11 protein-coding genes and 1 tRNA gene are annotated in these 12,692 nt (G+C 71.8%); 3 read left to right on the top strand and 9 right to left on the bottom strand.

Translation table 11 applies throughout. The features are described 5' to 3' along the window. Nucleotides 1-38: 38 nt before the first annotated feature. The 7 genes from H7965_RS20165 to H7965_RS20135 all read right to left on the bottom strand — a co-directional run bounded on the left by H7965_RS20165 (nucleotide 39) and on the right by H7965_RS20135 (nucleotide 5,897). Nucleotides 39-470 (bottom strand): transposase, encoded by a 432-nt coding sequence (locus tag H7965_RS20165; RefSeq protein ID WP_186772389.1) that lies wholly within the window; start codon nucleotides 468-470, stop codon nucleotides 39-41. 118 nt (nucleotides 471-588) lie between these two features. Next, nucleotides 589-798, bottom strand: a complete 210-nt coding sequence (locus H7965_RS20160) for a hypothetical protein (RefSeq protein ID WP_186772388.1) — start codon at nucleotides 796-798, stop codon at nucleotides 589-591. A 128-nt stretch (nucleotides 799-926) separates the two neighbouring features. Further along, entirely contained in the window at nucleotides 927-1,556 is a 630-nt protein-coding gene (locus tag H7965_RS20155) for a glutathione S-transferase family protein (RefSeq protein ID WP_186772387.1), read from the bottom strand. 915 nt (nucleotides 1,557-2,471) lie between these two features. Next, nucleotides 2,472-2,546, bottom strand: a tRNA-Thr gene (locus tag H7965_RS20150). Beyond that, on the bottom strand, nucleotides 2,526-3,899 hold the full coding sequence (locus tag H7965_RS20145; RefSeq protein ID WP_186772386.1) for a heme biosynthesis HemY N-terminal domain-containing protein: 1,374 nt from the start codon (nucleotides 3,897-3,899) through the stop codon (nucleotides 2,526-2,528). Before H7965_RS20145 ends, H7965_RS20150 begins: the two co-directional genes overlap by 21 nt. Before the next feature lie 4 nt (nucleotides 3,900-3,903). Continuing rightward, complete coding sequence (locus H7965_RS20140; RefSeq protein ID WP_186772385.1) at nucleotides 3,904-5,166, bottom strand: hypothetical protein; 1,263 nt, start codon at nucleotides 5,164-5,166, stop codon at nucleotides 3,904-3,906. Nucleotides 5,167-5,174: 8 nt separating this feature from the next. Next, complete coding sequence (locus H7965_RS20135; protein WP_186772384.1) at nucleotides 5,175-5,897, bottom strand: uroporphyrinogen-III synthase; 723 nt, start codon at nucleotides 5,895-5,897, stop codon at nucleotides 5,175-5,177. A gap of 78 nt (nucleotides 5,898-5,975) precedes the next feature. On the opposite strand from H7965_RS20135, the gene tsaD reads away from it, so the two are divergent. Further along, complete coding sequence (tsaD, locus tag H7965_RS20130) at nucleotides 5,976-7,028, top strand: tRNA (adenosine(37)-N6)-threonylcarbamoyltransferase complex transferase subunit TsaD (RefSeq protein WP_186772383.1); 1,053 nt, start codon at nucleotides 5,976-5,978, stop codon at nucleotides 7,026-7,028. Between the two features lie 384 nt (nucleotides 7,029-7,412). On the opposite strand, the gene H7965_RS20125 is transcribed toward tsaD, so the two are convergent. Continuing rightward, nucleotides 7,413-8,402: a tripartite tricarboxylate transporter substrate binding protein gene (locus H7965_RS20125; RefSeq protein ID WP_186772382.1), complete on the bottom strand. Its 990-nt coding sequence runs from the start codon at nucleotides 8,400-8,402 to the stop codon at nucleotides 7,413-7,415. 197 nt (nucleotides 8,403-8,599) lie between these two features. Here H7965_RS20125 and H7965_RS20120 point away from each other — a divergent pair, with 197 nt between their 5' ends. Together H7965_RS20120 and H7965_RS20115 are read left to right on the top strand one after the other, a co-directional pair. Further along, nucleotides 8,600-10,678, top strand: coding sequence for a prolyl oligopeptidase family serine peptidase (locus tag H7965_RS20120; RefSeq protein WP_186772381.1), 2,079 nt, complete (start codon nucleotides 8,600-8,602; stop codon nucleotides 10,676-10,678). 220 nt (nucleotides 10,679-10,898) lie between these two features. Continuing rightward, nucleotides 10,899-12,044 (top strand): NAD(P)/FAD-dependent oxidoreductase, encoded by a 1,146-nt coding sequence (locus H7965_RS20115; protein ID WP_186772380.1) that lies wholly within the window; start codon nucleotides 10,899-10,901, stop codon nucleotides 12,042-12,044. 48 nt (nucleotides 12,045-12,092) lie between these two features. Here the strand turns inward: H7965_RS20115 and H7965_RS20110 are convergent, their stop codons facing one another. After that, entirely contained in the window at nucleotides 12,093-12,617 is a 525-nt protein-coding gene (locus H7965_RS20110) for a hypothetical protein (protein ID WP_186772379.1), read from the bottom strand. Between the last annotated feature and the right edge of the window lie 75 nt (nucleotides 12,618-12,692).

Below are 12,692 nucleotides of genomic sequence, written 5' to 3'. Positions count from 1 at the left end.
CCCGATGATCTGCTCCGCCGTGTGACGCTTCCTTGGCATCACTGCCCCCTTCCAAGGAGGCCAACTCTCTCATCACAGATGGATCCCAGGCAGGGGGGAAGGTCAATCGCGCTCTGGGTATAGACGATCGCAGCCGTGGGGCTGGCCTCCCGCCCAGCACCCTCGCGCAGCGTGACCAGAAAATGGTGGCGGATGCTCTCCCACACGCCGTCCCGCAGGAAAGCGCGCAGGCAACCATACACCGTACGCCACGGGGGGAAGGCCGGAGGCGGTGGTAGATGCCGCCACTGGAAGCCGGTGCGCACGAGGTAAAAGAGCCCATCCAGCAGGTTCCGGATGTCCGTCCTGCGCGGCCGCCCGCCCGACTTGGCGGGCGGGATCAGCGGCTCAAGCAACCGGAACTGGTCATCTGTCAGGGCTTGGCCGGAGCCAAAGTCCCCAACTAGTGCGCGATCGGCCGGCGTCCACATGGCGGTCTCCAGGCAGGAAACCGCCCGCAACGCCGCCCGAGAGGCCAGGATCAGCCCGTCAACCCAGTGCTCTCACCCCTTCGCAAACGGGGTCTCAGATTATCCTTGTGGGGACGGGCTAGGTCACCCCGACCTTGTGGGCACCAGCGGACCAGTCGCCCTTGAGGGTAGAGGCGGTCAGCTCACTTTCTGCGCGTCCAGAAGCAATCCCACGTCCAACTCCGAATTGCCCCCCTGAAACTGCTGCCACTTCCGTCTCGGTGAGTATGGCAAGCCCATTAGCATCGTCGGGGCTAATTACGGACAACGTGCCTTCTTTGTCGGACATCATGTATCTCCTCAAATCCCCTCGCGGGGACGGTCAGCCTGCATCCCAAGGGTTCGGCTGGACAAGCAAAAGCCGAAGCGGGTGGTGTCACCGCAGCCTTCCTCAATGCCCGTTTTGAAAGCCGCCTTTCAGCCGAGACTTACGCCCTCCCGTCCCAGCACCCGTTGCACGGCGGGGCGGGCGAGCATGCGATCCCTGTGGGCGGTGAAGTTCGGCAGGTCATGCATCGGCAGGCCGGCGCGCACGCCCCAGCGCCAGAGGACGACGCCGTAGCAGTCCACCGTCGAGAAGCGGTCGCCGAGGAACCACTCCCGGCCCGCGAGCATGGCGTCGATCTCGCGGCAGTGCCCGTGGAAGGTCGCCAGCCCCTTCGCCCTGATCCCGTCCTCGCCGGAGGGCTCGTCGGTGAAGCGGGCGGGCGCCCAGAAATGCGCGAAGGCCGGGTGGACGGCCGAGGCGAAGAAGGCCATCAGCGAGAGGGCGCGGGCCTCGCCCTCGGCATCGGCCGGCAGCAGCTTCGCCCCCGGGTGGGTGCGGGCAACGTAGGTCTGGATGGCGACGTTCTCGACCAGCACGGAGCCGTCGGCGAGGCGCAGGGCGGGGACTTTGCCACGCGGGTTGACCTGCAGGTACGCCTCCGTCCTTTGCTCACCCGCCTTCTCGTTGACGAGGTGAGTCTCGTATTCCGCGCCGGCCTCCTCCAGGGCGATGTGCGCGGCCATCGAGGACGAGCCGGGCGAGTAGTAGAGCGTGAGCATGGATGATCCTCCTCGGCCCAGTGCATCCCCGCTCGCTCGCACATTCAAGGGCGAAATAGCCCCCAAGATGATCCCGTCGGCCGGTCGGACACGCGATCTCGCGGTGTCTTGGATCGGTGAACCGGATGGCTTGATGACCTAGCCGCCTCCTTCGGCAGCGTTGCCGCACCAAGACTTTCAAAACGGGCTGTGAGTAGGGATTTTGAGGCGTGGACCTGCCGGTGGAATAGAAATAAGTTCCGGGACCGGAAGAGGATCACCCGCGGTGGATGTAACCTACTCCCGCGCAAGAGCAAGACAGGCGGTCACGCGGATTGCCCTTGTAGCTGTAGTATTAGCTTCGTGCGCGCCACGGCCCCGCGTGCCGCCCCCGACGCCAGCTCAAGAGGCGTCGGCCATTTGCGCTGAGCTCGGATACGCCCGCGGCTCCCCAGAACACCTCGGGTGTTCGGAGCGCATGCTGGGCAAGCTGATGGATGGCGCCGCTCTACAGGGCGCCATGGAAGCCTCTAGGCCGCGGTGGCAACCGCCCCCGGTGCCGCAGCCTCAGACCATCTATGTGGCCCCGGCGCCGCGGGTGGCGCCAGTTGTAGTGCCACCGTTCCGGTGACCGCCGCGCTGACTGTACACAAGCTACCAAGCAGCGCGGCAGGCAACGGCTATGACACCATGCATCTGCGCGGGGCCGGGATGCCGGATCATTCCGCCTGTTCTGAAGCGGCGGCAACAAGCGCGTCGCTGAGCATACTGGCGTACTGCGAGTGGGGGCCGCTTCTGTAATCGGTCCCGTGAAAAGGGCTAGGCGTTCTCGTGCGGCAAATTTCTCGCAGATGCCAAATCGAACTGTATGTCCGGTCAATGTCCGGTCAGCAAACCAGATACAGCCAGTGGATCTGCCTAACGCCTTAAAAAGACTGGTGCCGACACCCGGGATTGAACCGGGGACCTACTGATTACGAATCAGTTGCTCTACCGCTGAGCTATGTCGGCAGTCCAGGCGCGGGCTGGATACACGCCCGCCCGGCCCAGGGCAACACTCTCCACCGTCGCATCAGGCCGTCCGTGCGCCACCGCCACCCGTGGCGGGGGCGGCTGCGTCGCTGCCGTCCAATTGACCTGCCCCACCGTGTCGCAGGCGCTGCACACCGGCGCCCAGCCTGGCTGGTCGGCGCCGCAATGCCCACAGCGCCAGCCCGGCTCCGGCGGGGCCGAGGCCGCCTCGCGCAGCCAGCGGGCCTGCGCCGCCCGGGCCTCGGCCGTCTCGCCGTGTTCGGCCTCCTCAAGCTCAGCCAGCAACAGGTAGGCGCGGCGATCGGCCGCGCCGGAACTCACCAGCGCCTCCAGCGTGCTGCGTGCCCGTCCGGTCAGCCCGGCGCGCAGCGCGGTGCGGGCCAGCAGCACCCGGCTCTCGGGGTCGTTCGGGTTGCGGCGGATCAGTGCCTCCACGCTTTTCACCCGCATCAGCGGGTCGGCTTCCCCGGCCATGTAGGGCTCGGCGAGGTCGGGGTGCGGCCTGGCCGCCCAGGCCTCCTCCAGCACGCTGCGGGCACGGCGCGGGCTGCCGGCCGCTTCCAGCCGGCGGGCATGCGCCAGCGCCGCCGGGGCGAAACCGTGGTCGGCCTGGAAGGCCTGGCGCTCCAGCTCGGCCGCCTTGGCCGGATCCGGCTCCTGCGTCGCGGCGGCCAGGGCCAGGGCGGCTTTCGGTGTCTCCGGCGGGGCCAGCGCCAGGGCCTCCCGCCAATTGCGGGTCTGCACCGCGAGCTGCTCCCGCTCCTCCCGCAGCCAGGACGCGCCGGGCTGCACCGCCTCGGCCTCCTTCGCCAGCGCCAGGGCGGCGTCCCAATCACCCTTCTGCATCGCCTGGCGCAGCAGGCCGCGCAGGCCGAGGAAGCGGGAATCCTCGCGGCTCGCCAGGGCGCGGAACACTTCGGCGGCGGCCTCCTCGCGGCCGGAGGCGCGCTCCGCCTCGGCGGCCAGCAGCAAGGTCTGCGGCGTGTCGCCCAGCAGATTGCGGGCCTTGCGCACCTCCAGCCGTGCCGCATCGGCAGTGCCGGCGGCCAGCGCCACCAGCACCCGGGTCACCGCCGCATCGCCGTCCGCCCGGCGGCGAGCGGCGCGGCGAGCCCGGATCCGCTCCGGCCAGCGGCGCAGCGCGGAAATGCCGCTCAGCACCCCGTGCAGCACCAAGAAGGCCAGCACCAGGATCAACAGCGCGACCGGGAAGCTGGTGCCGATCCAGGCATCGCCGACCTTGATCTCCACCGTGCCGCCGACCTCGGCCAGCCATAGCGCCAATGCGACGCCAAGCCCGAGCAGCAGCAGGATCGTGATGGCACGACGCATCGGCTCAGCCCGCCGCCAGCTGGCGCAGCGCGGCGCGCGCCGCCAGCAGCGCCCGCGCCTGATCGGCCCAGGGCTGCATCGCCGCCCGCGCCGGCGGCGGCAGCTTCTCCAGGTGCAGCAGGCTCATCTCCACATCCCCCGCTTCCAGCGCGCGGCGGGCGCGCTCGATCTCCGCCTCCGCCGCATCGCCCCACACCACCTGATCGCCACGACGGATGGTGACGAGGCCGCCGAGCCGCGACAATGCGCTGTCCACCACCCCGGCGCGGCTGCCATCCGGCTGCATCGCCGCGTCGGAGGCGGCGCGGGCCGCCTGCGCCGCTTCCTCGAAGGACAGGCGAAGCGATGCCTCGGTGGGCGGCGGCACCGCAGCGAAGCGCGCCAGCGCCGGCGGCGCCTGGTCGATCCGCCCCAGCGCCTCGCCGAGCGGCTGCCCCGCGACAAGGCTTGCCCGCAGCGCATCCACCGCGGCAAGGCGGGCGGTGCGTCCCTCGATCGCCGCCAGCCGCTGCTGCGCCTGCTCCAACGCCGCGATCCGCTGGCCGAGTTGTGCGTCCAGCGCCGCCAGCCGCTGCTGCACGCCCTGCTCCAGCGCCGCCAGCCGCTGTTGCGCCTGCTGGCCGGCGGCGGCCTCGCGCTGCTCGGCCTGGCGTGCCGCTTCCTGAAGCCGGCGGGCCTGCTCGGCCTCCTGCGTCTCGGCACGGGCAGCCTGGGCCTCGATCCGTTCGGCCAGCCGGTCGGCCCGGCCGGAGAGCGCGTCCACCGCCTCGCGCGGCGCCAGCTTCGCCGGGTCGATCACCGGGCGGGCCTCCAGCTCCTGCAGCCGGCGCTCATTCGCCGCGGCGCGGTCGGCCGCCTGGGCGGCGCCGCGCTCGGCCGCGGCGGCGCGCTCGCTAAGGTTGGTCACCTGGGCCTCGAGCGGGCGGATATCGGGCGGCGCCGGCCGGTCCTCGAGTGTCTTCATCCGGCCTTCCAGCGCCATAAGCTGCTGCACCCGGCCGTTCAGCGCGCCGATGTCGCCACGCACCCCTTCCAGCGCCGCCAGCCGCTCCTCGACCCGGGCGAAGCGGACCGGATCGACCCCGCCATCGGCGGTGGAGCGCGGCGTCACCAGCAGCCACCACAGCGCCAGCAGAAGCACCACACCGCCGACGCCGATCATCACCGCAGCGGGATCCAGCCGACGGGGACCGGGCGGGGCGACCGGCGAGTTGCGGGCAGGCGGCGCGGCTGCCTGGGCGGGGGTGGGGTCGGGAGTATCGCTCATGGTGTGGTCTACCTGGGGCCGAGCAGTTGCAACAGCGAGTCCTGGTCCGGCCGCTCGGCAGACCGCACTGCGCGCCATGTCAGGGGTGCGAGCGTCTGGACCGCCGCTTCGGCAACCCGGGCGCTGATCGCCAACGCCACCATCGATGTGGCAGTTGCGGCCAGCCCAGCCGTGCGGAGCAGGGAGATGGCACAGCTCGCCGAACGCGGCGAGAAGAACAGGGCAGCAACGACCTCACCCTGATCGAGCGCAAGCCGCGCCGCTTCGGGCAGCGTCGCCGCCGGCTTCGCCGCATAGGCGATCCGCCGGGTGACCCGGAAGCCCAGCACGCGAAGGGCCCGCGCCAGCTCCTGCCCATAGCCGGCACCGACCGCCAGAAGCAGCGGTCCGGCGGCGGGGTCGAGGGTCGCTGCGGCCAGCCTGGCGAGGGAGGCGGCGTCGCCATCGGCCGCCACGACATTCACAAACCCGCGAGATCGGACCTCGGCCGCGGTCGCCTCGCCGACCGCCAGCACCGGCATCCCGGCCCGGAAGGCGTCCGGCACCAGGCTGCGCGCGGCAGCGCGGCTGGGCAGCAGCAGGGCCTGGGCGGCGGGAGGCATGGTGAAAGGCCGCGACGCCAGCACCAGCGCCGGCGCCAGCAGCGGCCGCCAGCCGAGCGCGGCGACGCGCTGTGCGGTCTCCGCCGCCCCCGGCTCCGGCCGGGTGATCAATACGCCCGGCTCAGCCAAGACGCGTGCGGCGGGACAGGGGGTGGCCGGGACGCATGCCGTGGTCTTAGAACCGACTTGGCGATCGAGGAAGCCGGCATGGATCCGAAGGCAGCGGTGCTCGGGCTGGAATCGAGCTGCGACGAGACCGCCGCCGCGGTGCTGCGCGCCGACGGCACCATCCTGGCCGAGGCGGTGCTGAGCCAGCTGCGCGAGCATTCCCTCTACGGCGGGGTGGTGCCGGAGATCGCCGCCCGCGCCCATCTGGAGCACCTGCCGAGGCTGGCCGCGCAGGTGATTGCGGAGGCCGGGCTGGGCTTTGCTGACCTCGCCGGCATCGCCGCCACCTCCGGCCCCGGGCTGATCGGCGGGCTGATCGTCGGCGCCTCCCTCGGCAAGGGTATCGCCCTGGCGCACAGGCTGCCCTTCGTCGCGGTGAATCATCTGGAGGCGCATGCGCTGACCGCTACCCTGCCGGGGCTGGTGCCCGGCGGTGCGCGTTTCCCCTACCTGCTGCTGCTGATCTCCGGCGGGCATTGCCAATGCGTGGCGGTGGAGGCGGTGGGGCGCTACCGCCGGCTCGGCACCACGCTGGACGATGCGGTGGGCGAGGCCTTCGACAAGGCGGCGAAGCTGCTCGGCCTGCCCTGGCCGGGCGGGCCGGCGCTGGAGCGGTTGGCGGCGGCGGGGGATGCGGCGCGCTTCGCCCTGCCACGGCCGCTGCTCGGGCGGCCGGGCTGCGATTTCTCCTTCAGCGGGTTGAAGACGGCGGTGGCCAATGCGGTGGCCCGGCTGCCGGGCGGGGCGCCGACCGAGACCGACAAGGCCGATCTCGCCGCCGGCTTCCAGGCCGCGGCGGCGGCGGTGCTGGCGGACCGGGCGGGGCATGCGCTGGCGATGCTGCCGGGGGCGACGGCGCTGGTGGTGGCCGGCGGCGTGGCGGCGAATGCGGCGGTGCGGCACGCGCTGGGCGCGGCGGCGGCGCGGCACGGGCTGCCGCTGGTCGCGCCGCCGCTGCGGCTGTGCACGGATAATGCGGTGATGGTGGCCTGGGCGGGCCTGGAACGACTGCGGCTCGGGCTGACCGATGCACTGGGCCATGCGCCGCGGCCGCGGTGGCCGCTGGAGGAATTGCCAGGGGCAGCGATCTGAGCGGTGGTTGTCACCGCGGACATTCAAGAATTTTCAACAGGACGAACGGAAGAACGGGGCGCCTCCCATGATGCGCCAGGATCGTGCAACTTGGGCCTGACAGGCGCGCCGGCGGCGGCGCTCCGACACGCCGCCGGCGGACCTTGCCACTACGTGGCGCGGGCAGCCTGCCGCAGCCCCCCGATGATCTGCTCCGGCACCAAGCGCCTACCGGGTATCGCGGCGATCTCTACCGCGAATCGCGTTCATGTCTGAAGGCTGCTCCGCCGTAGCCTGCTGTTTGCAGGGCGGTCGCACGCCCCTCGCCGATCCGCTCCAGGAGGCTGACTCTACGCCTCAGAACCCGGAGCCAGATCAGGGGCGCAGGTCATGGCGCCATGCCCCCTATTGCTCCTTCCAGGGCGTGCGCTGCCAGATCTCGCGGAAGCGCGCCTCCTCGCGGCGGAGCCGGTCGAACCAGGCCGCGCCCTCCTCGTAAAGCGGCACGGTGAAGCGCCCCTCGACCTGGCGGATGAAGTCGGGATCCCTGGCGATGTCGGCGGTTGCCTCGCGCAGCCGGGCCAGGATGGCCGGCGGCGTCCCGGCGGGCAGCACCAGGCCGCGTTCCGAAGCCATCTCCACCGGGAAGCCCAGTTCCTTCAGCGTCGGCACCTCGGGCTGGAAGCGGCTGCGCGTTGCACCGCCCTGGGCGATCAGGCGCATCTTCTCCGGTGCCGCGGTGACGGCGCCGAGGTTGAGTCCGATCAGGTCCACCTGCCGCCCCAGCAGCGCCGTCCGCAGGCCCGGATCACCCTGGTAGACCACATGGCTGAGCCGGATGCCCGCCGCCTGCTCCAGCAGCACGAGCTGCATGTGGTCATCCGTCCCGACACCGGGCGACGCGTAGGTGATGGTGCCCGGCGCCGCCTTGGCCTTTTCGATAACGTCGCCAAGCGTCCTGTACGGGCTGTCGACATGGGTCGTTATCGCCGAGGGGTCGGTCACGATGTTGGCCAGCGGCGCGAAGTCAGCCAGCTTGAACTGCGCCTGGCGCTCGATCGGGATGGTCAGGATGCCCGGGAAATTCGTGAAGCCAATCGTGTGCCCGTCGGGCCGCGCCCGGGCAACGACGCCAAGCGCGAGTTCGCCCCCCGCACCGGGGCGGTTGCTGACGACGACGGTGCCGCCGAGGCGCTGTTCCAGTGCCCGGGCATAGCTGCGCGCGTCGAGGTCGGTGCCGCCGCCGGCGGTAAAGCCGACGATGATCTCGATCGGCCGATCCGGGAAGCGCGTCGCCTGGGCCAGCGTCGGCGCCGGCAGGGCGAGCAGGCCGGTGGCCGCGAGCAACGCACGTCGCCGTGGCATCCAGCCGGCGGTCGTAGTGCTTTCTGTCATTGGACGTTCCCCTTTGCGATGGCGGTCATGCTGGGTCAGGGGTCGGCAGCCGGCAAGGGTCCGCGGGCGCGGTAGGCTGCCGGCCCGGGGCGGCCGCTGGTATGGAGAAAGCCGCCACGTGCCGCCTTCCGGCGGAGGCGGACCTCATCGCCATACGCGCGTCGCCAGAAGCCGGCCTGGCCTGTAAAAGGCGGGACATGCCCAGCCCCGCCGATCCGCGTCCGACCCTCGCCGCGCCCGATGACGACCCCTGGCTCTGGCTGGAGGAGGTGGCGGGCGAACGCGCCCTCGCCTGGGTCAAGGGGCAGAACGCCGCCACCCTGGCGCGCCTCGCCGATGCCCGGTTCGAGGCCGATCGGGCCTCGGTGAAGGCCGCGCTGGACCGGCCGGACAAGCTGCCTTTCGTCACCCGTCGCGGGCCCTTCCTGTATAATTTCTGGCAGGACGCGGCGCAGCCGCGCGGGGTCTGGCGGCGCACCACCCTCGACTCCTACCGCCGCCCGGCGCCGGAGTGGGACGTGCTGCTCGACCTCGACACCCTGGCGCGGGCGGAGGGCGAGGATTGGGTCTGGCAGGGCGCCACCACCTTGCCCGGCACCCATGATCTGGCCGTGCTCCGCCTCTCCCGCGGCGGCGGCGATGCGGTGGTGCTGCGGGAGTTCGATCTCGCCACCCGGCAGTTTGTCGCGGACGGCTTCGCCCTGCCCGAGGCCAAGGGTGGCGTCGACTGGGTGGACCGCGACACGCTGCTGCTCTCCTCCGCCTTCGGCGAAGGCATGGCGACGCGCTCCGGCTATGCCCGCAGCGTGCGGCTCTGGTCCCGTGGCGCCGACCCGGCCGCGGCGCCGGTGCTGTTCGGCTGCGATCCGGGACATATGGCGGCGGGAGGCGACGTCGACCGCGAGGCGCCGGGGCGGCTGGTCTTCATCGACCGGATCGGCTTCTACGACGCCGCTGTCCATATCGGCGACCGCACCGGCCCGAAGCAGCGCATCGACCTGCCGAGCGATGCGGAATACGTGTGGCAGCAGGGCTGGCTCGCGGTGCAGCCACGCAGCCCCTGGACGCTGGACGGCACCACCCATGCGCCCGACAGCCTGCTCGGCATCGGCTTCGATGCTTTCCTGGCGGGCGACCGGCGCTTCCGGCTGCTCTTTGCCCCCGGCGAGCGCCGCGCGCTGCAGGGATTCTTCTGGTGCAACGGGCGGCTGGTGGTCTCGGTGCTCGACGAGTTGCGGCCGGTCTTCACCGTCTTCACCCCGGGCGAGGAAGCCTGGACTTCGGCGGAGCTGCAAGGTCTGCCACGGCACGGTGTCGCGCATCTCTGGCCGTTGGATGCGGTGGCGGAGGAGTCCGATGGCACGCTGCTCGCCCAGGTGCAGGATCCCATCACCCCCGCCAGCCTGCTGCTGACCAGCACGGCGCTCGCGGCGCCCGCGCTGCTGCGGCAGTCCTCGCCGACCTTCGACGCCAGCGGCCTGGTCGTGACGCAGCATGAGGCGGTCTCGGTGGATGGGGAGCGCATCCCCTATGTGCAGACCGGCCCGGCGGGGGAGGCCGGCGGCGAGGCCCCGGTGCACCTCACCGGCTATGGCGGCTTCCGGGTGCCCAGCCTGCCCCACTACCAGAGCATCATCGGCAAGCTCTGGCTGGAGCGCGGCGGCACCACCGTCGTCGCCAACATCCGCGGCGGCGGCGAGTTCGGCACGCGCTGGCACGAGGCGGGACGCCGGGAGGGCAAGCGCCTCTCGCATGACGACTTCGCCGCCGTGGCCGCCGATCTGGTGCGGCGCGGCGTCACCCAGCCGCGGCGCATCGCGGCGGAGGGCGGCTCGAATGGCGGGCTGCTGATCGCCAACATGCTGACCCGCTACCACGAGCGCTTCGGCGCGCTCTTCTGCACCATCCCGCTGATCGACATGCGGCGCTACAGCAAGCTGTTGGCCGGAGCGAGCTGGATCGCCGAATACGGCGACCCGGACAGGCCGGAAGACTGGGCTTTCCTGCAGCACCTCTCGGCCTACCACACGGCCGAGCCGGGGCGGCGCTACCCACCCATCCTGCTGGCCACCACCCGCCGCGACGATCGCGTGCATCCGGGCCACGCCCGCAAGATGGCGGCCAAGCTGCAGGCCATGGGCTACCCGGCACTGTTCCACGAGCCTGCCGCCGGCGGCCATGGCTACGGCAAGGACAATGCGGAAGTGGCCGGCTTCGCCGCCCTCGGCGCCGCCTTCCTGCGCCGCGCCATCGGCTGGGAGGCCGCGGCGGCCTGATCCACCGTGGAGGCTGGGCACGGTTGGCGGACCCGCCTGGAGCACCCTCAGGCTGACCATGCCGGTCGGCTGAAGGCCGTGCTCCCCCGCAGACCGTTTCCAGCCTGCGGGAAACTGCTCTAGCCTCGGTCGTGCAGGGCGGCCGGACGCTGATGCCCAGGGCGGAGGCTCGGCTATGCGCCGGTCGCTAGGCGTTCGAGGCAGGAAGGATCAGCAAACCGTGCGAGTTGCGATCATCGGTGCCGGCGTGCTCGGCGCCAGCACCGCCTTCCACCTGGCCCTGGCCGGCGCCGGGGTGGTGGTGGCCGACCAAGCCCATGCCGGGCGTGCCACCGCGGCCGGGGCCGGCATCATCTCGCCCTGGTCCTCGGGCCGCGTCGATCCCGGCTGGCGCCGCATCGCCGAAGCCGGCGCCCGCTACTATCCCACCCTGATCGAGCAGCTCGCCGAGGCGGGTGAGGTCGAGACCGGCTACCGCAGGGTGGGCGCGCTCTCGGTTGCGGCGGATCACACCGAACTCGATCAGATCGAACGGGCGGTGCGTGCCCGGCAGGCCGAAGCGCCGGAAGCCGGGGAGGTGGCGCGGCTCTCGCCCGCCGAGGCGCGCGCGCTCTTTCCGCCGCTGCGCCAGGACCTCGGCGGGGTACATGTCAGCGGCGGGGCCCGCGTCGATGGGCGGCTGCTCGCCGCCGCGCTGCGGCGGGCGGCCGAGCGGCGGGGTGCGCGCTTCCACACCGGCCCGGCCGAACTGCTGGCCCGCGACGGGCGCGTGACCGGGATCCGGCTGGCCTCCGAGGTCATCGAGGCGGATTGCGTGGTCGTCGCGGCCGGGGCCTGGGCACCGGAGATGCTGAAGCCCCTAGGCGTTTCCCTCGCGGTCGTGCCCCAGCGTGGGCAGATCACGCATCTTCGCCTCGAGGGCGTGGACACCGGGGCCTGGCCTGTCGTGCTGCCCCGAAGCAGCCATTACCTGCTCGCCTTCGGCGGCTCCCGCGTGGTGGTCGGGGCCACGCGCGAAACCGGCTCCGGCTTCGACTACCGGGTCACGGCGGCGGGCCAGGCCGAGGTGCTCAATGAGGCCCTGGCCATTGCGCCCGGCCTTGGCCCGGCCACGCTGGTCGAGACCCGCATCGGCTTCCGGCCCGTGGGCCCGGACCTCAGGCCGATGCTGGGGCGGATCGCGGGGCTTGACGGGTTGGTCATCGGCAACGGCCTGGGCCCATCCGGGCTGACCATCGGCCCCCTTGCCGGCCGTCTCCTGGCGCAGCTGGTGCTGGGCGAGGCGCCTGAACTCGACCTTGCGGCGTATGATCCGCTGCGGTTGCCCGGCGATGCCGCAGGGGACGGGGCCGAGCCGGTCCGGTGAGGCGGGCACCCATGCTCCCCCAATGAGCACAAGGGCTGGCGTACCCGATCAGGCGGTCGCGTCGCGGATCCGCTCGATCCGCAGCACCCCCTTCGCACCCCAGCCCTGCACGCCCTCGGGCACCTCGGGGCGGAAGCCCTCGTACAGCCGGAAGCCGATGCGGTTCAGCTCCTGCGGCGCATGGCGGGCGGCCAGCGCCACCATCGCCTCACGCGTCTCGGCCAGGCGGCTGCCGAAGGCCCTGGCGATATAGGCCGCCACCGGGGCCGCGGGCGCCGGCGTGCCGTCTCCGGCATCCGCCAGGACCACCCCGTCGGCGTCATGCGTCAACCGCACCTCCTTGCCGAGCAACCGGGCCGTGTTCATTGGCATGGTCGGGCCTTGGTCTTTCGCCATCTCCCTGTCTTCGGCGATGCCGAGGCGCCGCGCCTTCGCCCGCGCGGCGGTACCGGCGACAGCGCTGGCGAGGCTCAGGGCGGTGTCGGGAGGATGGCCCAGCCGTTCGGCCACCACGGCTGCCCAGAGGGTCAGCACCGGGGCGCGGTTGACGTGGATCGGCGTGGCGGCAGGCATGCCCACGAACCTACAGCGGATCCGCGCTCCGGGGTGTTCACGCCCTCATACCAGCAGCATGAATCTTCCATTCAT

Source organism: Siccirubricoccus deserti, assembly GCF_014283215.1.
Classification (GTDB): Bacteria; Pseudomonadota; Alphaproteobacteria; order Acetobacterales; family Acetobacteraceae; genus Siccirubricoccus; species Siccirubricoccus deserti.
This window is presented reverse-complemented; position numbering and strand designations above follow the sequence as displayed.